Annotated in this window: 19 protein-coding genes; 9 read left to right on the forward strand and 10 right to left on the reverse strand. The window is 62.6% G+C overall.

Features of this window, described 5'->3' with window-relative positions; all coding sequences use genetic code 11:
• Window positions 1-241: 241 nt before the first annotated feature.
• On the forward strand, window positions 242-2,515 hold the full coding sequence (locus EB233_RS11275; RefSeq protein ID WP_081294087.1) for a KAP family P-loop NTPase fold protein: 2,274 nt from the start codon (window positions 242-244) through the stop codon (window positions 2,513-2,515).
• Window positions 2,516-2,570: 55 nt separating this feature from the next.
• Here EB233_RS11275 and EB233_RS11280 read toward each other — a convergent pair whose 3' ends face one another.
• Together EB233_RS11280 and EB233_RS11285 are read right to left on the reverse strand one after the other, a co-directional pair.
• Window positions 2,571-3,980, reverse strand: coding sequence for an ATP-binding protein (locus EB233_RS11280; RefSeq protein WP_064989699.1), 1,410 nt, complete (start codon window positions 3,978-3,980; stop codon window positions 2,571-2,573).
• Window positions 3,977-4,693 (reverse strand): response regulator, encoded by a 717-nt coding sequence (locus EB233_RS11285; RefSeq protein WP_064989698.1) that lies wholly within the window; start codon window positions 4,691-4,693, stop codon window positions 3,977-3,979. Before EB233_RS11285 ends, EB233_RS11280 begins: the two co-directional genes overlap by 4 nt.
• 278 nt (window positions 4,694-4,971) lie before the next feature.
• Between EB233_RS11285 and EB233_RS11290 the strand changes: the two genes are divergently transcribed.
• From EB233_RS11290 to clpS, 4 genes are all read left to right on the forward strand, one after another.
• Window positions 4,972-5,271 carry a hypothetical protein gene (locus EB233_RS11290; protein ID WP_027056970.1) on the forward strand — a complete coding sequence of 100 codons (300 nt, stop codon included), beginning with the start codon at window positions 4,972-4,974 and terminating at the stop codon, window positions 5,269-5,271.
• Between the two features lie 37 nt (window positions 5,272-5,308).
• Window positions 5,309-5,617 carry a hypothetical protein gene (locus EB233_RS11295; RefSeq protein WP_032918644.1) on the forward strand — a complete coding sequence of 103 codons (309 nt, stop codon included), beginning with the start codon at window positions 5,309-5,311 and terminating at the stop codon, window positions 5,615-5,617.
• Window positions 5,618-5,775: 158 nt separating this feature from the next.
• Window positions 5,776-6,090: a hypothetical protein gene (locus tag EB233_RS11300; RefSeq protein ID WP_027056971.1), complete on the forward strand. Its 315-nt coding sequence runs from the start codon at window positions 5,776-5,778 to the stop codon at window positions 6,088-6,090.
• A 154-nt stretch (window positions 6,091-6,244) separates the two neighbouring features.
• On the forward strand, window positions 6,245-6,550 hold the full coding sequence (gene clpS, locus EB233_RS11305) for an ATP-dependent Clp protease adapter ClpS (RefSeq protein WP_027056972.1): 306 nt from the start codon (window positions 6,245-6,247) through the stop codon (window positions 6,548-6,550).
• A 232-nt stretch (window positions 6,551-6,782) separates the two neighbouring features.
• Here the strand turns inward: clpS and EB233_RS11310 are convergent, their stop codons facing one another.
• From EB233_RS11310 to EB233_RS11325, 4 genes are all read right to left on the reverse strand, one after another.
• Window positions 6,783-8,861 carry a hypothetical protein gene (locus EB233_RS11310; RefSeq protein WP_064989697.1) on the reverse strand — a complete coding sequence of 693 codons (2,079 nt, stop codon included), beginning with the start codon at window positions 8,859-8,861 and terminating at the stop codon, window positions 6,783-6,785.
• Window positions 8,862-8,924: 63 nt separating this feature from the next.
• Window positions 8,925-11,747 (reverse strand): DUF4159 domain-containing protein, encoded by a 2,823-nt coding sequence (locus EB233_RS11315; protein ID WP_064989696.1) that lies wholly within the window; start codon window positions 11,745-11,747, stop codon window positions 8,925-8,927.
• Window positions 11,744-12,673, reverse strand: coding sequence for a DUF58 domain-containing protein (locus EB233_RS11320; protein WP_064989695.1), 930 nt, complete (start codon window positions 12,671-12,673; stop codon window positions 11,744-11,746). Before EB233_RS11320 ends, EB233_RS11315 begins: the two co-directional genes overlap by 4 nt.
• Window positions 12,673-13,677, reverse strand: a complete 1,005-nt coding sequence (locus tag EB233_RS11325; protein ID WP_064989694.1) for an AAA family ATPase — start codon at window positions 13,675-13,677, stop codon at window positions 12,673-12,675. The genes EB233_RS11320 and EB233_RS11325 overlap by 1 nt, the downstream gene beginning before the upstream one ends.
• 141 nt (window positions 13,678-13,818) lie before the next feature.
• Here EB233_RS11325 and EB233_RS11330 point away from each other — a divergent pair, with 141 nt between their 5' ends.
• From EB233_RS11330 to EB233_RS11340, 3 genes are read left to right on the forward strand one after another with little or no spacing between them, the layout of a single operon-like run.
• Complete coding sequence (locus tag EB233_RS11330) at window positions 13,819-14,448, forward strand: DUF1285 domain-containing protein (protein ID WP_064989693.1); 630 nt, start codon at window positions 13,819-13,821, stop codon at window positions 14,446-14,448.
• Complete coding sequence (locus tag EB233_RS11335; protein ID WP_064989748.1) at window positions 14,448-15,080, forward strand: CoA pyrophosphatase; 633 nt, start codon at window positions 14,448-14,450, stop codon at window positions 15,078-15,080. Before EB233_RS11330 ends, EB233_RS11335 begins: the two co-directional genes overlap by 1 nt.
• Complete coding sequence (locus EB233_RS11340) at window positions 15,077-16,339, forward strand: CCA tRNA nucleotidyltransferase (protein ID WP_064989692.1); 1,263 nt, start codon at window positions 15,077-15,079, stop codon at window positions 16,337-16,339. The genes EB233_RS11335 and EB233_RS11340 overlap by 4 nt, the downstream gene beginning before the upstream one ends.
• A gap of 36 nt (window positions 16,340-16,375) precedes the next feature.
• Here the strand turns inward: EB233_RS11340 and EB233_RS11345 are convergent, their stop codons facing one another.
• From EB233_RS11345 to hemF, 4 genes are all read right to left on the reverse strand, one after another.
• On the reverse strand, window positions 16,376-17,362 hold the full coding sequence (locus tag EB233_RS11345; RefSeq protein ID WP_081294086.1) for a S8 family serine peptidase: 987 nt from the start codon (window positions 17,360-17,362) through the stop codon (window positions 16,376-16,378).
• A gap of 87 nt (window positions 17,363-17,449) precedes the next feature.
• The gene (locus EB233_RS11350) at window positions 17,450-18,028 is read right to left on the reverse strand and encodes a hypothetical protein (protein ID WP_064989691.1); all 579 of its coding nucleotides are present in this window, start codon (window positions 18,026-18,028) and stop codon (window positions 17,450-17,452) included.
• A gap of 297 nt (window positions 18,029-18,325) precedes the next feature.
• Window positions 18,326-18,511, reverse strand: a complete 186-nt coding sequence (locus tag EB233_RS11355; RefSeq protein ID WP_027055404.1) for a DUF1059 domain-containing protein — start codon at window positions 18,509-18,511, stop codon at window positions 18,326-18,328.
• A gap of 159 nt (window positions 18,512-18,670) precedes the next feature.
• Complete coding sequence (gene hemF, locus EB233_RS11360) at window positions 18,671-19,585, reverse strand: oxygen-dependent coproporphyrinogen oxidase (RefSeq protein WP_064989690.1); 915 nt, start codon at window positions 19,583-19,585, stop codon at window positions 18,671-18,673.
• 178 nt (window positions 19,586-19,763) lie between these two features.
• On the opposite strand from hemF, the gene EB233_RS11365 reads away from it, so the two are divergent.
• Entirely contained in the window at window positions 19,764-20,021 is a 258-nt protein-coding gene (locus tag EB233_RS11365) for a hypothetical protein (protein WP_027055402.1), read from the forward strand.
• The last annotated feature ends 85 nt before the right edge of the window (window positions 20,022-20,106 follow it).

Below are 20,106 nucleotides of genomic sequence, written 5' to 3' on the forward strand. Positions count from 1 at the left end.
TAGGATGCCAAGGCAAGCGAGGCGCCTCGATCGAGCGCGCCTGGTTCTACACAGCCAGCGGCAAACGCAGTTATGTCAGCAGGCGGCCGCCCTGTTTGTCGGATAGGCTGATCTCGCCGCCAGCGGTTCGCGCGAGTCCCGAAAAACAACCAAACAACGTACTCGAACTCGTATTTTTATTCTCGCAATATCGAGTTATTGATGCGATCTTAAGCTCAATTCACGGTGGAGTAGAATTGAGATGGATGGGGATCGTCCGATACTATCGCGGACGGCTGACCGCCTTGGCTTTGCACCCGTTGCTGACAAGCTGGCGAAGGCAATCATAAATCAAACTGCACAAGAAGGTCTGGTTTTTGGAATCGAAGGAAAATGGGGGACCGGAAAGTCGACCCTCATTAATCTCACTATTGAGGCTCTTAGGCAGGTAGGCGAAGGCGGACCCGAGATTATTGCGTTTTCGCCATGGTTGGTGGGAAATAGATCAGAATTGCTAACTACGCTTTTTGATGAGTTGGCGATCGCTGCAACGAAAATCGACCCGATTGAAGTAGCCGAAGAAGTAAGTGACGATACTCTTTTTGGTCGAATAAAAAAACCTTTTCTCCGCGACAAACATTGGCAGCTAAAGAGAAAAGAACAATTTAAGGCGAGTATCGGCAAGGGTCTCAGATTGTTCGGCACATTAGCCAGCGGGCTGGGAAGCGCGGTTAAGGCCGCTGGTGACATAGGGATGCCTGGTGCTGGGCCGGCAGGAAACGCCTTGGGAGCAGCGGGGGAGGCGATCAAGAATTTTGGTAATGAGGCATCAATTTCAAATCGCAAGGCCGGACTGGTATCCGCTCTTCGGCTTCTATCACGGCCGATTGTGGTATTTGTTGATGATCTTGACCGACTTGAGCCTAGAGAAGTTAGTGAAGTTCTTAGATTGATACGAGCTGTAGCAGATTTTCCTAACATTATTTATGTCCTCTCTTTTGATCCCAGCGTTGTCGCACAAACGCTCACGAAAGCGGTTCAAATAGACGATGGAAAGGCTTTTTTGGAGAAAATTGTTCAAGTCAGTTTTCGAGTGCCAAAACCTGATGCTTTCGATTTGAGGCGATGGTTCGAAGAAGAATTGTCAAAAATATTTTCACTCAATGTTGACAATTTAAACGAAACGGATCGCTTAGCCCGAAAACGGCTTTCATATATAGTTGACTTTTTTGGAGGTAGGTATCTTGAAACGGCAAGAGACGTTGTTAGATGCCTTAACGCGTTACGCCTTCAAGGGCAACCGGTCCAGGATTTTATAGATATTCCTGATATGGTTTGGCTTCAACTTGTTAGAATAAGTGATCCTGATCTTTATAGCTGGATAGAGGATTACGTGGTCGCTCTTGCCGCCGTGGCAAACGGTGCCACGACGACAGATCATCAAGAAAGGATTGATGCTGAAGATCTGGATAAGTTAATCTCTAAACGAAAAGATGATTTTCACCGATCGATTTCAGAAATTGGGGAGATATTGCCTGGGATATCTGACGGTATGGCTGGAACCGACAGGAGTAAATGGAGAGTCTTCAGTAAAATAAATACGGGATCGTTTGCCAAGTATGTCCGGGACAAGCGATTAGCCAGTCCTTATCACTATCGCTATTATTTCTCATTGTCAGAGCCAGCCGGCGTGCTTTCTGATGAGGCTTTCCGCTTGTTCATAGATGTGGCATCGATTGACACAGGTGCAACACTCGTTGCGTTTTCGAATTTCGTAAACCAGACGCGTCCGCAAGGCGGGGTGATGGCGGAAGTTTTGCTCAATCGAATTGAGGTCGTAAGCGAGACGGTTGATGTCGCGGCAATACCGAACATTCTCCTTTGTCTTGCAAATTTCTTGGATCACCAAAATCTCTCCCGTCGAGACGACAGTTTCCTCGGAGCGCCTAGGGCTTGGCCACAAGCGGAAAGACTTACTAGGGTTTTATTCAGGCGCTTGGATCAAGGGCGCAGAATGTCAACAATTAGGCAAGCCTTTGGCTCGGGAAAGGCTATTGGTTGGCTGACATCGCTACTTCGAAGCGAGACGTTCTCGCATGGACACTATGGGGATAGGCGGACAGATGAGCGGGAATGGTTGTTTGGCGATGATGAATTTCATGTAGTTCTTGAGACAATGCTTGCTCGATATCGAGGCTCGTCGTTTGGCGAAGTTGTTTCCGCGCCAATGATGCTAAGCCTCCTTTTTGGCTGGGCGCAAGCTGGCGATTTCGAGGAGGTTCGAGAGTGGGTTCAAGCCAACACCCTTGATGATCGAAAATTCTTGTCGTTTCTTTATCACGCCAGAGGATGGGTTTCTTCAAGTAATAGGGGGGTATATTATCCATTGAAGAAGAATGAGTTGGATTATTTTCTCGATTTCGAATCGGCCGTTCAGAGACTTTACTCCATAGCCAGCGACGGAAAAACTTCACCGGCGGACCTTGATCAGGCGAGAACGCTAATTGAGGCTGCCGCGCTAGGCAGCGACGATTGATCTAGAAAGGGCATCGCGTTTTGCGATCGCCGGTCGTGACTTGCTATATTTGCATTTACGCCGCCAGCGGTAGCCGCAACTCCGTCAGCAGCCCGCCGTCGGGATGGTTGGACAGGCGGATCTCGCCGCCGGCGGCTCGCGCGATGTTTCGGGCGATGGTCAGGCCGAGGCCGAGACCACCGGTCTGGCGGTTGCGGGATTGTTCCAGACGGACAAAAGAGCCGAAAACGGCGTCGATCTGGGCCTGCGGTATACCAGGACCTTCGTCGCGGATGATGAGCGTGATCGTGCCGTCCGAGCGGTGCAGGCTGAGATGCGCCTTCTTGCCGTAGGTGACGGCGTTCTGCACCAGATTGGTGACGCAACGCTTCAGCGCGACCGGCCGCGCCATGCAGATCAGTCCGCGCGAGCGGTCGTCGTCATTGTCGAAGGAAACGGTCTCGTAGCTGTCGGCGATGGATTCGACGAGCGACCAGAAATCGATCCGCTCGGCCTTCTCTTCCGTCACCTCGAACTTGGCGAAGTCTATCACCGAACTCGCGATGCTTTCGATATCGGCAAGATCGTGGGTCAGGGCCTCGCGCGCCGGCGATTTGCGCAGCAGTTCGAGCCGCAGCCGCATGCGTGTCATCGGCGTGCGCAAATCATGCGCGAGCGCGGCGGCCAGATGTTCGCGGTCCTCGACATATTCGCGCAGCCTCGCCTGCATGGCGTTGATCGCTCTCGCCGCGGCCTGAACCTCGCGGCTGCCCGACTCGGCGATTGGCGGGCTCTTCAAATCCTTGCCGATCCTGTTCACGGCGGTTTCCATCATCCGGTAGGGCGCCGTCAGCCGGCGCAGCGACCAGATCGACATGATCACCACCAGCCCGGCAATCAGCGAATAGAGCGGCAGGCTGTCGACACTCAGGATCGGGCCGACGGGCGTGATCGGCTCGGTGAAATTCAGCCACTGGCCGTCGGCGAAGCGCAGCGAGGCCGTCAGCTTGTCGCTCTGGGCGAAATCGGCGGCCAGCACCAGAAGGTCGCGCTCGACCTGGCCTATGTCGGGTCCGGACACTGCGCCGCTGGCGTCGTCGGCCTCGCGCGTCGCCGGATCGCGGCGCACGCGCGCGTCGGTGACGCCGAACTTCGACAGCCGGCCGACGAGAATGTCTTCAAGTTCGGCCAGTTCGTCGTCGCCGGCGATCGAGGAGGTGACGGCCGGGGTGTCGGAGACGGTGAGCGCGTAGGTCGAGTTGAACAGGCCGGCCGCGGTCGCCTTGCGCTGCTCCGGCGTAGCCTCGCTCATGAGCTGGACCAGCGAGAAGGCGCGGTCGTTGAGGCGGTAGAGGTCGACGACGTCGTTGGCGGCGGCGCGATCGCGCGAGACGATGTAGAGGGTCGCGACTTGGCTGATCAAAAGGCCTGATATGACGATCAGCAGCACCCAGACAGGCAAGGTCTGCGGCAGGAAACGTCTCATTCGGAGGTCGTCTCGGGCAGGAACTGGTAGCCGCCGCTGCGCACCGTCAGGATCAGTTTCGGTGATTTGGGGTCGTCTTCCATCTTGCGCCGCAGCCTGGAGACCAGGATGTCGATGCTGCGGTCGAAGGAATAGTCGCTGTCGCCGCCGGAGAGTTCGATGAGCTGGTCGCGGGTCAGCACGCGCTGGGCGCTCTTGACAAAGGTCTGCAGCAGGTTGAACTCGGCCATGGTCAGCTCGACCCTGACATCGTCGGGCGCCGTCAGCCGGCGCCGCGAACAGTCCATCGTCCAGCCGGCGAAATGGTAGATCTGCTTGCTGTTGGTACGCTTCGGCTCGGTTGCACCATTGCGCCGCAGCACGGCGCGGATGCGCGCCAGGAGTTCGCGCGGATCGAAGGGTTTGGGCACATAGTCGTCTGCGCCCATCTCCAGGCCGACCACGCGGTCGGTGGTTTCGGTGACGGCGGTCAGCATGATGATCGGCGTCGTATACCGGGCGCGCAGGTCGCGGCACAATTCCAGCCCGCTCTTGCCGGGCAGCATCACGTCGAGCACGATGAGATCCACCTGCGCGCGGCGCAGGATGGTCTCCATTTCGGTGCCGTCGGCGGCAACCGACGTATGCAGGCCGCGCTTCTGGAAGAACTCCTGAAGCAGGTCGCGGATGCCCTTGTCGTCGTCGACGATCAGTATGTGTGTGTCGGATTTCACGAGGTGCCCTGTCTCGATTGCCGGCCAAATATTCCGGCAGGTGAGCCACACGATAGAATTCCGGCCATATGTTGGCCAGTGCCTTGGATTTCAAGGGAGAAGGAATTTGGCCTTCTCCACATGGAAAGCAACAAATGCTTGCCCCGGCTTGGCCAGACACAATCCAGAAACAAAATTCTACAATCGGGAAAAACTCCTGAAAAGGTCGGGCGGCATAACGGTGCCGTGGCGGTCAGGTCATCGGCTGCGACGCTAGTCTCCGGGTTACGGATAAACCAATGCCACGATTGTCGATCAGCTTATTGGGAGCGTTGCTGGGTCTCGGCCTGGCCACTGCCGCTGCCGGTCAATCGGACGCAAAGGCGCCGCTCACCCGGAGCGAACGGTGCGCCAATCTCAGCCACCAATTTGATGAAGCCCTCGAAACCCATGCCACGGCAACGCAGGTCACCGCGGCAAAGGCACTTCAGAGAAAGGGCAACCGGTACTGCGCCGCCAAGAAACAGGCACAGGGCATCCGGATGCTCGCCAACGCCCTGAAGCTGCTTGGAGTGACACCGAACGACCCGGTTCAGTGAAGCTCGTAATTCGACCTGCTAAAAAGGAAATGAAGCCATGAACAAATCCATCCTGTCCGCCCTCGGCCTGGCCGTTGCTCTCGCCTTCTCGATGCCTGCTCTCGGCAACGCCGCCGCCACCACGACCGCTGCCCCGGCTGCGGCTACCACCACCACCGCCCCGGCTGCTGCCGCGACGACCACCGCTCCGATGAAGGCTGCTCCGAAGAAGGTCGCCAAGAAGACCGTCTGCAAGGCAACCAAGAAGCACAAGTGCCCGGTCAAGAAGGCCCCCAAGAAGGCGGCTGCCACAACCACTGCTCCGGCCACCACTGCTCCGGCCACGGCTCCCAAGAAGAAGCCCTGATCGATCCAGAGCTGCTCTATCGAGGCCGTTCCAGCCGCACTGGCTGGGGCGGCCTTCTGCCAAGTGCATGGTCGATGAACTGAACACCAGCGGCTTACAGCCATTGACCTTGATCGCAGTTCACCTGTTTTCAACACCGACCGTTTAGGACAGCCCGCATGAAGAAGCGGCTTTCGTCCATTTTTCGTTCCATGGTGATCGGCGGCCTCGTGGCCACCGGTGTCGCCAGGGTGCTTATTCTGTTCACCGCCAGCCCGGTGCCGGATCCGGCGAGCGGGCGCACCGAGCCCTCGCTGTTCGCGCCGGTGATTTCCAGCAATTGGGATTACATCACGCCCGTGCAGGCGTGGCTGCTCATCGTGCTGCTCGTCGTGACCTTGATCTGCATTGCCGGATGGCCGATCGCGGCATGGCTGGAACGCCGTGCGGATGCCGAAGCAAATCGCCGCGTCTTCGGCCGACAGGGCCGTTGAACCGCGTCCGACGATTTCCCACATTAGGGTGAGTGACCAGGCTGCCCGCCGGCGGCCCGCACGTCAATCAAAATGGACGATCGCTGCCGCCCGTGGCAAAATGCGAGGCACAGTCCGATCGCGAGACTATCGGCTTCCCAAATTGTAGGCTCCAATGCCTGAAATCACCACAAAACCGCGAACCAAGGTCAAGCCGCAAACCGAGCGGCCAAAGCTCTACAAGGTCATTCTCATCAATGACGATTTCACGCCGCGCGAATTCGTGGTGACGGTGCTGAAGGGCGAGTTCAAGCTCAGCGAGGACCAGGCGCACCGGATCATGATCACCGCGCACCGGCGCGGCGTCTGCGTGGTTGCGGTCTTCACCAAGGATATTGCCGAGACCAAGGCGACGCGGGCCACCGATGCCGGCAAGGCCAAGGGCTATCCGCTGCTGTTCACGACCGAGCCGGAGGAGTGAGGAGCGGTCGCCCGCAGGGCGATCAATCGACAACGATTTGTCGATTGAAGCGAGAACGCCCGGAGCCATAGCGGAGGGCAGGGGCCGGTTCGCCTCAGTTAGATAACAGGTAGCGTAGGAGCCGGCCCTTCGCAGGCTCAGGGCGTTCGAAGCTCGAAAAGCCAAGCAATTGGCTTTTCGTCCGCTACGCGGACCGCTTCTCACCCCGTAAACGGGGAGAAGGAAAAAGGCGCTACCTGCCCTCGCGGTACCACATCGAACCCATCGCCAGGAGCAGCAGGCCGAGGCCGAGGAAGCCACCGAACAGCGGCACGCGCGAGACGGCCTTCAAGACGCTGTCGTCGGTGGTGCGCAGGCCGATCCAGTCGCTGCCGGAAGCCTCGCCGGCCGAGCGCACCGGAACGATGGAAGGCAGGGTCACGTCGCTGCCAGGGGCAGTGGACGAGGCCAGCCGCCGCACGCTGCCGCCGGTGGCTTCCGCCGGCGCCTTCAGCCGGTTCTCGGTGGAGACGACGTCGGCGAATTCCGGCGCGTTGACCGGCCCGACATGCGCAAGCGCGGTGAGATCGCCATTGGCGACCTGGAACAGGCCGATCTCGTTGGTCTGGACGCTGCCAAGGAAGACGCCGGGTTCGGACTTGTCGAGCTTGACGGTCACTGTCTTGCCGGAGGGCGTGATGATCTGCGCCGGGCCTGGGTCGTCGGCCATCGTCTGGCGGCGGATCTCCAGCACCATCCCGCGTCCCTCGGCGGTCAGCCGTTCTTCCTCGAGCTCCGGCTCCTTCATCAGCCAATGGGCGATCCGCCTGTAGAGCTGGACATGCGGGCCGCCGCCCTCGAAGCCGCGCGCCCACAGCCAGCCCTGGTCGGACAGAAGCATGCCGACGCGGCCTTCGCCCTTGCGGTCGAGCAGCAGCAGGGGCCGGTTGTCGGCACCCTTCATCACCACTTCGCCTTGCGGATTCTGCACGCCGATGGTGCGGAACCAGCGGCTCCAGTGCGGCGGCTCGGTGGCAGAACCGTCGAGGCCGCGTGTCACCGGATGACGCTGGCCGAGGTCGGTCAGGCGCGGATAGAATGCTTTTTCGACCACCTCTCCGGTCGGCATGGCCGGCAGCGCCGACATCAGCGGCGTGCGCGCGATCGAAGCCTCGCCGGCGTATTCGGGGCCTGCGGCGATCAGCAGGGCGCCGCCCTTGTCGACATATTCGGAGATGTAGTCGTAGTAGAGGATCGGCAGCACGTCGCGGTGCTGGTAGCGGTCGAAGATGATGAGGTCGAAATCCTTGATCTTCTCGACGAAAAGTTCGCGGGTCGGGAAGGCGATCAGCGACAATTCGTTGATCGGCGTGCCGTCCTGCTTTTCCGGCGGCCGCAGAATGGTGAAATGGACGAGATCGACCGAGGCGTCGGATTTCAACAGGTTGCGCCAGGTGCGCTCGCCGGCATGCGGTTCGCCCGAAACGAGCAGCACGCGCAGATTCTCGCGGATGCCGTCGACCAGCGCGATGGCGCGGTTGTTGGTGTCGGTCAGTTCGCCCGGTTCGCGGTCGATGGCGAGTTCGATGATGTTGCGGCCGGCGCCCGGAATGGTCACCTGCAATGGCATGGGCTGGCCGACGGTGGCATGCTCGACCGAGACCTGTTCGCCATTGACCGAGACACGCACATCGACCGGGCCGGTCTCGTTTTCGGTCGAGATGACGCGATAGGTCATGTCGAGCGGCTTGCCGACAAGGCCGAAACGCGGCGCGTTCTCGAAGCGGATGCGACGATCCTTTTCGTGATCATTGCCGGTGATCAGCGCATGCAGCGGGGCGTTGAAGTCAGGCGCGCCGGGGGGCGCGTCATGCACCTCGCCATCGGTGATCATGATGGCGCCGCCGATGCGTGACGGCGGCACGTCGCGGAAGGCGCCTTCCAGCGCGCCGAACAGCCGCGTTTCGGTACGCTCCTCGGCGGCGGCGGACTTGCCGGCCTCGACGACGCGGACGTCGAATTGCTTGAAGCGGCCGAGACGCTCCTGCAACCCGGCCAGCGCCTCGTCGGTCTGCCTGGTGCGGTCGCCGATATCCTGGCTCTGGCTGCGGTCGACGATCAGCGCGACGACGCTTTTCAGCGGCTCGCGTTCCTCGTTGAGGAATACCGGGTTGAACAAAGCGGCGGCGAGCGCCAGCAGGGCGACGAAGCGCAGGACACCGCCACGCTGGCGAAACCACAGGCCGACAAGCGCAAGCAGCGCCAGCGGCACCAGCACCAGGGCCAGCAGCGGCCAGGAGATCAGCGGTTCGAAGGAGATCGACCAGTTCATGCCTTACCCTCCTCCTTGTGGGGAGGGTCGATCCACTCAAGTCGCGAAACGAGGAGCCTCATCCTACTGCCCCAGCCGTTCGAGCAGTATCGGCACATGCACCTGGTCGGATTTATAATTACCGGTCAGCATGTACATCATGATGTTGACGCCGGCGCGCAGCGCATAGATCCGCTGCATGGGGTCGGCCGGCACAGTCGGCAGCAGCGGATCGCCATTCTCGTCGACCGCCCAGGCGCCGGCGAAATCGTTGGCGGTGATCATGATCGGCGAGACGCCGTCGCCGGTGCGCACCGGCCGGTTGTCGGCATTGCTGGCGTCAAGCGATGCCTCGACCCAGAGCGGGCTGCCGGAAAAGCGCCCGGGAAATTCCGGCAGGATGAAGAAGGACTTGGTCAGCACGTGGTCCGACGGCACCGGCTCCAGCGGCGGAACGTTGAGGTTGCCGAGAATGTCGCGCAGCCGCTCGGTCGCCGGGCTGGTGGAATCGGCACCGATGCCGTTGGCGAACTGGTCGCGCGTGTCGAACAGCACCGTGCCGCCCTGCTGCATATAGGCGTCGATGCGTGCAATCGCGGCCTGGCTCGGCATGGGGGCTGCCGGATCGATCGGCCAGTAGATCAAAGGGTAGAAGGACAGTTCGTCCTTCGAAATGTCGACGCCGGCCGGTGCGCCGGGTTCCAGCGCGGTCTTCTCGATCAGGAAGCGGGTCAGGCCCTCGAGCCCGGCGCGGCTGATCGAATCGTCGCCCGGCACGCCGGTCAGCACATAGGCGATGCGGGTCTTTGAAATCGCCTCGATTGCCGCCTCGTCGCCCGGCTTGGCATCGTCGGCGCGGGCGAAATCGGCATGGCCGAACAACGCACCGAACACAATCAGGACCGCCGCGGTGGTGGCTGCCGCACCGGCACGGCGCGGCCGGCGCGAAAACAGGCCGCCCATCCAGAACACCGCCAACGTGTCGAGCAACATCAGCACCAGCGCCGCCGCGACCAGCGAACCCTTCAGATTGCGCGATTCGTCGAAGGCATACTGGATCGTTGTGACCGGAACGGTGACCCGCGGGCGCGCTAGCGGCTCGAACGTACTTGCGGCGTCGAGCAGATTGTGGGCGAAGACGCCGGTCTCCGAGCCGTAGAGGCCGGGCGGGTTGTCGAAAGTCACCGGCATCGCGCCAGCGCCCGGCACCAGCGGCCTTGCATCCGGGGTCGGCGGCACCAGCGTGCCATCGGCCGCGATCATGCGGTAGGGTGCCAGCGATGTGGCGGTGGCTTCGGCATTGGCGATCGCCGCGCCCTGGTTGCGCGACAGCTGGACGATGCGGCGCAGCATCTCGACGAAGCTGCCGGAGATCGGCAGGTTCGACCAGGTGGCCTCGGGTGTGACGTGGAACAGCACCAGCGTGCCCTTGCCTTTCTTCAGCCCAGTGACCAGCGGCGTGCCGTCGGCGAGTGCCGCCCAGGTGCGCTCGACAATATCGGGTGTCGGCTCGGCCAGCACCTGCCTGCTCACCGTGACTTCGGTCGGCGGCGCCAGATCGGCGAAGGGACCGGCCTTGGGGAATTCGGTGACCGGCTGCGGCGAGGTCCATGACAGCGCGCCGCCCAGCGAACGCTCGCCGGTGCGCAGGCGGACCGGCAGCAGATCGTCGTCATTGCCGCTGGCCGCCAGCCGCGAGCCGGCGAAGCGCACCAGCGTGCCGCCATTGTCGACCCAGTCGACCAGCCTTTGCCGGACCTGTGCGGGGATGGTGCCGATATCGGCCATGATGATCATCGCCGGTTTCTGGTCGAGGATCTGCGGAATGGCGTCGGCGAGATCGGCGCTGGAGGGTTCGACCAGATCGGCGAAGGGCTGCAGCGCGCGCCTGATGTAGTAGAGCGGCGACAGAAGCGGTTGCGCCTGGTCCGCCTCGGCCTGCGACAGCAGTCCGACACGGCGGCGCTTGGAGCTTTCGTCGAGCACGCGCACCGCGCCGGCCTGGCGCTCGCCGTCGAGAGCGATCGAGGCGAAGTCGTTGCGCAGCTCGAATGGCACCGCCATCGTGCCGGTGGCGGTGGCTTCGCCCGGTGCAAAAGTCAGCGTCGCATCGGCGATGCGGCGCCCCTTGTCGTCGAAGGCACCGGCCGTGACCTGCGCTGGCGCCGGATCGCCCGGCGCTCGGATCGCGGTGAGCGCAAAGCCGTCGACCTGGTTGTCGGCGCCGGTGAGACCGGTCAGCGAAAGCCGGTCGGCAACTGCCCAGACGACGCGGGCGGCGTTTTTCGACAACAGCGTGTTGAAGGCGGCCTCGTCGCCCTTGGCCGCCAGGCCATCGGCCAGTATGGCGACGCTGGCGCCGGGCAAGGTCTCCAGCACGCCGGCGACGCGAGCGTAGACGGCGGGCCGGTCGGTCGGGATCGGCCGCGGCTTGGCGGCGCGCAGCCGGTCGAGTGCTGCGGCGGCATCGAAGGGGCCGATCTCCGCATTGGCCTTTTCGGCGGTGAAGGCGATGATGACCGGCACGCCGTTCGAGCCGGCGTCCTTGATCAGCCGCTCGGCGGTAGCGACGCGCTTGTTCCAGTCGGCGGCACTGGCCCAGTCATTGTCGATGACCAGCGCAAGGGCCGCACCCTCGGCCGGCAGTTTTTCACGCGGATTGAAGACGGGTTCGGCCAAGGCGGCGACGATGAGGCCCGCCATCAGCAGCCTGAGCAGCGTCAGCCACCAGGGGCTCTGATGCGGCGTCTCCTCGCGCTTCAGCACCCGCGCCAGGATCTTCAGCGGCGGGAAGATTTCGGCCTGCGGCTTGGGCGGCGTCAGCCTGAGCAGCCACCAGATCACCGGCAGAGCCAGCAGGCCCCACAGCACCATGGGGGCGCCAAAGGAGAGCGGCAGCCAGCTCATGCGACCACCTTGCCGGCGCGGCCGCTACCGGCGTAACCGCCGTCGGCGGTCATCGCCATATGCAGGCGCACCAGCGCGTCGGACGCAAGCCGGTCGGTGTGGTTGACGGTAAAGCTCCAGCCGAGCCGCTTGCACCAGCCGGCCAGCTCCTGGCGGCGGGCGGTGTAGAGCAGGCGGTATTCGTCGCCGAGCATTTCGGCGCGTCCGGCAGTCAGCTTGTCGCCGGTCTCGGGATCGGTGAACTCGGTACGGCCGGCATAGGGGAAGGTTTCCTCGGCCGGGTCGGCGACCTCGATCAGATGAGCGCGCACGCCGTGGCGGGCGAGCACATCGAGCCATTCCATCGTTTCCTCGACCGGATCGAGGAAATCGCTGGCGATGACGATGTCGCAGAAGCGCCTGATGTCGGAGAGATCGGGCTTTGCCGGCAGGTCGCCCGCGTGCATCAGCTGGGCCGCGATGCGCTCGGCGCCGTTGCGGGCGGTGAACGGATCGGTCAAGCCCGGCCATGCGATGCGCTCGCCGCTACGCGACAACAATTCGGCCATGGCCAGCGCGAGCACCAGTGCGCGCGACTGCTTGGACACGCTGGCGCCGGTCGATTTGTAGAGCATTGACGGCGAGGGATCGGCCCACAGCCAGACCGTATGGGCGGCTTCCCATTCGCGATCCCGCACATAGGTGTGGTCGTCGCGGGCCGAACGGCGCCAGTCGATGCGCGAGGAATCACCTTCGACATAAGGCCGGAACTGCCAGAAATTCTCGCCGATGCCGCGCTTGCGGCGGCCATGCCAGCCGGCGATCACCGTGTTGACGATGCGGCGCGCCTCGACCAGCAGGTCGGGTACAAGCGAAGCCCGCAACCGGCCACGGGCGAGCGCGTCGCGCGTCGCTGCCGGAGCCTGGACTTCGCCGATGCGCCCCATCAAATCCCTTTCACGAGCTTCGCCACCACGTCGCGGACACTTGTACCCTCGGCGCGGGCGGCGAAAGTCAGTGCCATTCGATGCTGCAGCACCGGCTCGGCCAGCGCCCTGACATCGTCGACCGAAGGTGCCAGCCGCCCTTCGTAGAGCGCGCGGGCGCGCGTGCATAGCATCAGCGCCTGGCTGGCGCGGGGGCCGGGGCCCCAAGCGATGTGCTTGTCGGTCTCGGCATTGCCCTGGCCCGGACGGGCCGAGCGCACCAGGGTCAGGATCGCCTCGACGACGCTTTCGGGCACCGGCATGCGGCGGATCAGCGTCTGGATCTCCTTCAGCCGCGCCGGCTGCAGCACGTTCTGGGCCTTCGCGTCCTCGATGCCGGTGGTTTCCAAGAGGATGCGGCGTTCGGCCTCGATTTCGGGATAGAGGATGTCGACCTGCATCAGGAAGCGGTCGAGCTGGGCTTCGGGCAGCGGATAGGTGCCTTCCTGCTCCAACGGATTCTGCGTCGCCAGGACATGGAAGGGCGCGGGCAGATCGTAGCGGGCGCCAGCGATGGTTACGTGGTATTCCTGCATCGCCTGCAGCAGCGCCGATTGCGTGCGTGGCGAAGCGCGGTTGATCTCATCGGCCATCAGCAACTGGGCGAAGATCGGCCCGGAGATGAAGCGGAACGAGCGTTTGCCGGCCTCGTCCTGCTCCATGACCTCGGAACCGAGGATGTCGGACGGCATCAGGTCGGGCGTGAACTGGACGCGGCGCGAATCGAGGCCGAGCACGACGCCCAGCGTTTCGACCAGCTTGGTCTTGGCAAGGCCGGGAACACCGACCAGAAGCGCGTGGCCACCGGCCAGCAGGGCCACCAGCGTGCGCTCGACGACGTTCTCCTGGCCGAAGATCACCCGGCCGACCCCGTCGCGGATCCTGGAAATGTCGGCCAGCGCCTTTTCGGCCTCGGCGATCATGTCGGTTTCGCTGATCGGGCTTTCCTTGACCATCACGCTCATTCGGCTCGATCCCTTTGCTTGGAAATACCGGCCCGCACCATATCATAGGTTGCCGCGATTCGGCCTCGCGTAGCGCCTATGGTCGAACTTAAACCACAGACTTAGGCTGACAAGCGGAACAACAGTGACTATTTCGTGACGATGACGGAACACCACGAACATCGCGAACAAAGCCTTACGAGCGCCACCGAGGCGCGCGGCCTGGAGGCGTTGATCTCGCGTGCGGCGCGTGCCGGCAAGGGCGCGGCACCGGTCGAGCGCTGGAATCCTGACTTTTGCGGCGATCTCGACATGGAGATCAAGGCCGACGGCACCTGGTTCTATCTCGGTACGCCGATCGGCCGCATGCCGCTGGTGCAGCTATTTTCCTCCGTGCTGCGCAAGGACGCGGATGGCAGGACCTATCTGGTGACGCCTGTGGAAAAGGTCGGCATCCGCGTCGCCGATGCGCCCTTCATTGCCGTCGAGATGGACGTTTCGGGCAGCGGCGACGACCAGATCATCACCTTCCGCACCAATGTCGGCGATGTGGTCGAGGCCGGACCGGAACGGCCGCTGCGCTTCCTCGACGAGAACGAGACTGGCGGCCTGAAGCCCTATGTGCTGGTGCGCGGCAGGCTCGAGGCGCTGGTGGGGCGGCCTGTCATGTACGAACTGGTCGGGCATGGCGAGGAGATCGAGATCGGCGGCGAGACGATGTTTGCCGTGCGCTCCAAGGGCGCGGTGTTCCCGATCATGCCGGCGGACCGGTTGAAACGGCTGAGCGCATGATGGACCAGGTATCACTGCCGCCGTTTTCATCGGCGGATTTTCGCGCGCGCTTCGCCGCGCAACGGCAAGCGCATGCCGGCGACGATTATGGCGATCATCGCTTCAATCCGGGCCATCCGCGCCTCAACCAGGGCAAGGCGCTTCGCAATGCCGCGGTGCTTATCCCGGTGGTCGATCACGATGGCGAGGCGACGGTTCTCTTGACCAAACGGGCCGAAAAGCTGCGCAGCCATTCTGGGCAGGTGGCCTTTCCCGGCGGTACTATCGATTCCACCGACGCCAGCCCGGAGGCGGCGGCGCTGCGCGAGACCTTCGAGGAGATCGGCCTGGAGCAGGACCGCATCGCGATCATCGGTCGCATGCCCGATTATGTCGCCGGCAGCGGCTACCGCATCGCTCCGGTGCTGGGCATCGTGCAACCCGGCTTCCAGCTGACCTTGAACGCCGACGAGGTCGATGCCGCCTTCGAAGTGCCGCTGCGCTTCCTGATGGATCCGGTGAACCACAAGCGCGACAGCCGCATGTGGAACGATATCGAATGGTTCTTCTACGACATGCCTTATGGCGACCGCCGCATCTGGGGCGTCACCGCGGGCATCATCCGTACGCTCTATGAAAGGCTTTATGCGTGAGTGTTTCGATCGCGGGCCGGGCCGACTGGCTCACCGACAAGCATTTGCAGCGCCTGCTTGCCGCCCTGGCTGAAGGGGGCGAAGAGGCGCGTGTCGCGGGTGGCGCCGTGCGCAACACGCTGATGGGCCAATCGGTCGCCGACGTCGACATCGCCACCACCTGTTTGCCTGAGGAAACCATCCGCCGCGCCAGGGCGGAAGGTTTCAAGCCGGTGCCAACCGGCATCGAGCACGGTACGATCACCGTTGTCGCCGGCGGCAAGCCCCATGAAGTCACGACCTTGCGCGCCGATGTCGAGACTGACGGCCGCCGCGCCAAGGTGTCGTTCGGACGCGACTGGAAACTGGACGCCGAGCGGCGCGACTTCACCATAAATGCGCTCTACGCCGACGCCGATGGCACTGTCGTCGACCTGGTCGGCGGCATCGCCGACATCGAGGCGCGCCGGCTGCGTTTCATCGGCGATCCGGAGGCGCGCATCCGCGAGGATTATCTGCGCATCCTGCGCTTCTTCCGTTTCTTCGCCTGGTATGGCGAGGGGCGGCCGGACGCCGAGGGGCTAAAGGCCTGCGCCCGGCTGAAGGAGGGCTTGGCGCGACTTTCGGCGGAGCGTGTCTGGTCCGAACTGAAGAAGCTCTTGTCGGCACCCGACCCGTCGCGGGCGCTGCTGTGGATGCGGCAGGCAAGTGTGCTGACCACGGTGCTGCCCGAAAGCGAGAAGTGGGGCATCGATGCCATCCATGGGCTGACCAAGGCCGAAAAGGATCTCGGCTGGGTAGCGGATCCGCTGCTGCGGCTGGAGGCGATCGTGCCGCCGGATGCCGCGCGCATGCAAACGCTTGCCGAGCGGCTCCGGTTTTCGACCGATGAAGCGCATCGCTTGCGCCAATGGGCACTGTCCACTGCCGTCGAGCCGAAGACGACCGAGGGCGAACTGGCGAAAAGGCTCTATCGCGGTGACCGGCAAGGCTTTGTCGATCGGCTGCGGCTGTCGCTCGCAGCGGCGCGGATGCGTGCTGTCGAGGACAATGACGCGCTCCTCGAAGCGGGCGGCTTTTCGCGCCTGCTGGCCTTCGCGCTCAAATGGGAAAAACCGGTATTTCCGCTGAAAGGCGCCGATCTGGCGGCGCTCGGCGCAACGCCTGGACCAAAACTCGGCGAAATCCTCAGGAATCTCGAGGCGGAATGGATCGATGCCGGATTTGCGCCGGATCGCGGCACGTTGCTGGAACGCGCCGCGCAGGCACTCGAAACTTAGGCTGGAGCCGCTGGATTTCTGCCGATCGCGCGCGGCTTACCTGATCGCCAAGGGAGCCAGGGCGCGTGAAAGGCTTGCTTCGCCCCTGCCATAGACGGACGCGTTATAGCCGACCAAAGTGTCGGTGCGCGCCGTATTGAGAAGCTGGTTGGTAATCTGCGTCGGCGTTGCCTTGGTGAACTTGCTGCCGACGATCGCGGCGTAGCCGGCAACGATCGGCGCCGCGAAAGAGGTGCCGTAAAGGCCTGTCTTGTCTCCGGCGACCCCCACGACCAGGAAATGGCTCTGCACAGCAGTGTTCGAGCCCGCGGTGTTGGAGTACCAGGCCATGCTGGCCTTGTTCGTCGTCGTGCCGTTGCTGTTGAGCGCGCCGACGAAAATCGCGGATGCCTTTCCGATCAGGGCTAGGTCGAGATAGTCCTGCTGGCCGCCGGTGACGCCGCCCACGGCAACCGCGTCGTTGCCCGCAGCTTTCGAAACCACGGCCGTTCCCTTGGTGGCGTAGGAGATGATGGAGGCTTCCTCGGCGCTCCACCCGATCTGGCTGGGGCTGTAGCCCGCTTTGGCGTACATGCCATAGCTCAGATTGAGCACGTTCAGGCCCGGCGCCAGCGCGACCGCCGAACTGGTGGAGAAGTCCTTCGACCTGATGGCTGCCAGCGGCGCGACCATGCTGGCTTCTTCGCGGGTCCATTCGCCGTGGCGCTGCGTCTGCGTGCCAATGCCGAAATTGCCGCTGAATTTCGAGGTGCTGGAGAAGTCGTCGACAATGGTGATGGTGACGCCTTGGCCCTCGTACCCGGCGCGCCATGCGGCCCCGACATCCGGGCTCATCCAGCTTTGGACGGTCGGCGTCGTGGTGGTCGCAAGCGTGGTACTCAGGCATATTGCAGCGTTTGCCTGGCCGCCGGCGCAGAGCGTGGACAGCGGATCGGGACCGACGGCTTCCTGCGCCATCGCCATCGATGCCGGCAGAAGGGCGAGGGCGGTAGCGATAGCGAACTTCCAACGATTATTCGACATGTTCTTACCCCGGTTCAGACGACAGCTACGACGAACGATCGCGAACTACCCGAGGCGGCGTGACATCTCACGCTTGGCCCCTCGCGATCAGAAAGTAACACGATAATTCAGCCAGAGATGCTGGCTCTCAGGTTTAGCGTTAACCAGATATTTCAAGGTTTCTTCAGGCGCCATCTCGCTGGCCGCGAGACGGCAATTGACATTGAAGCTGCCCAGATCGCCATAATCGGCCTGGCAGGTCTTTTCGGTGAGCTTGCCGCCGATGGTTGCTGTGAACGACAAGGAAAGAGTGCTGTTCGGACCCGGATGCATTTGAGTGAGGAACCCTAGCTTCAGGCTGGGCGCGATCCTATACTTCTCGGCCGCCTCTCCGGTTCCAAATCCCCAAAGGATGCCGGTATCCTCGGTGATCGGGGTCAGCAGATCCACATGCATGTCGACCCAGCTTGCGTGGTACCATTGGTTGAACGATACGCGGCTGCCGTTCTGGAGTTCGTAGCCGCCACTGCCCAGGCTTCGCGCCCGATCGCTGAGCTGCGAGCCCTGATGGATGTCGACTATCGATGTCGTCATTTCCTGGGCAATCGCCGACCACGCCATGAGGGATGCCGACAGCACAAGCGCCGCGGTGCACAAAAGCACTCGATTGCCGGACTTTTCGCGCATGCGCGAAACAACCTCGCCCCACCGTTCCGGGTCAGGTGCCTGGTGGCGACGGGCTCCTCTGGCAGCCCCCTGTAGCCGGATTATCGGGCGGACAGTCGCACGGGTCGGTTACCGCAGCGTTTATTTTAGCTGTAAGAAATATATTTTTTGCGCCCGCGGAGCCAGACCGCGCCGCGTCGGAAAGGACTGGCGCAGGCGTGTCGCGTTTTTGTTTTCAGGGAGTCGTCGCCCAAGAGATCACTGCATCTGGACGACACGCCCGCCACGGCCGCGAACACCAATGGCGGGCGCGATAGACTATGCCGCATCGCGAACCTTCTCGATGCGCGAGCGGATCGCCTCGACCATCGTCTCCCGGATGGTGGTCTCGCCATGCGTCTCGCGCATGTGCTCGACGGCGCGGCGCATGACTTCGGCCTCCTCGTCGGCACGCGTGTGCCATTCACAGCCGGGCACGAGCGACCCGCAGTGAAATTGCTTCATCGGATTTCTCCTTTTCCTCCGGGGAGCCGGTCGAGGCTCCGCCACTTTCTTGGCTCACGGTCATTGGAGATTGAACCTCCGGACGTGAGCGGGGCGAACACTATAACACGGCAGGGGGCGGTCTGGTTGCATCAAAGCTGCGTGCGCCGCCACCAAATGTCAGGGCCAGCGGACCTCGGGCGGCAGGCTGGAGAGGATCGAGGCGACATTGCCGCCGGTCTTCAGGCCGAAAATGGTGCCCCGGTCGTAAAGCAGGTTGAATTCGACGTAGCGGCCACGCCGGACGAGCTGTTCGTCGCGGTCGCCGTCGGTCCAGTTCTCGTTGAAGTTGGCGCGTACGAGGTGGCCGTAGACGACGAGGAAGGAGCGCCCGACATCCTGGACGAAGTTGAAGTCGGCATTCCAGCCGCCTTTGTCCTGCTCCGAATGCAGCCAGTCGAAGAAGATGCCGCCGGTGCCGCGCGGCTCGTTGCGATGCGGCAGATAAAAATACTCGTCGCACCACGTCTTGAATTTCGGATGGTCGGCGACGTCGGCATTCTTCTCGCAAGCGAATTGCATGGCGCGGTGAAAAGCGACGGTATCGGGATCGTCCTGGGTGCGGCGGCGGTCGAGCACCGGGGTCAGATCGGCGCCACCGCCGAACCAGTGCCTGGAGGTGACCACCATGCGCGTGTTCATATGCACGGCGGGAACGTTGGGGTTCCAGGGGTGCGCGATCAGCGAGATGCCGGAGGCCCAGAAGCGCGGGTCTTCCTCGGCGCCCGGCATCTGCTTCCTGAATTCGGGCGAGAACTCGCCATGGACGGTAGACGTGTGGACGCCGACCTTCTCGAAGACGCGGCCATGCATCATCGACATGGTGCCGCCGCCGCCCTTGCCCTGGTCACGTTCCCAGGGCGTCTTTTCGAAGCGGCCGGGCGACCATGACGCAAGCGGGCCCTGGAGATCCTGCTCGATCTGCTCGAAGGCGCCGCAAATGCGTTCGCGCAGCGCCTCGAACCACAGGCGGGCCTTCATCTTCTTTTCTTCGATGTCGGCGGGCAGGCCAGCCGGTATTTCAGGTCGTTCCAAGTGCCGTCTCCGGTTGTGGTCGAATCGCATCCGGCCTCCCGGACAAAATGACTCGTCTTTTGCCGGCGCGATCCCTAATCTCTTGACGGGAAGGGTCAAGTCACTTTGGTTTTGCGCATGATCCTTTGCGGAACCGATTGCGGTTTCGGGGTCATGCGCCAGGGCAAGGAGTTGTTTCGTGCGCACCCCGGCAAGACCGCCGCTGGATGGCCTGAAGAAAAGGCTCGACCAAAGCCGTGCCGAGCGTTCACGCATGCCACGCGACGGCTTTTTGCGCGAAACCTTCGTCCTGCCGCGCTCCGATGCGCGCCTCAAAGCTAAGGAATGGTTCGAGCGCTTTCCCAAGCAGGCCTACTGGACCGAGATCGAAAGCTGGTTCGAGCGCCCGGGAGATCTGATCGAGTTCACCATCAGGCGGCTGCCCGTGGCGGATTAGCATTTCCTCGCCCTGTCACCATAAGGGGAAAGGATGCCGGCCGGCAGGTGAGGGGTGGCCCAAACCTTTGAATGCCAGCGCTGCC

This window comes from Mesorhizobium erdmanii, assembly GCF_013170725.1.
Lineage (GTDB): Bacteria > Pseudomonadota > Alphaproteobacteria > Rhizobiales > Rhizobiaceae > Mesorhizobium > Mesorhizobium erdmanii.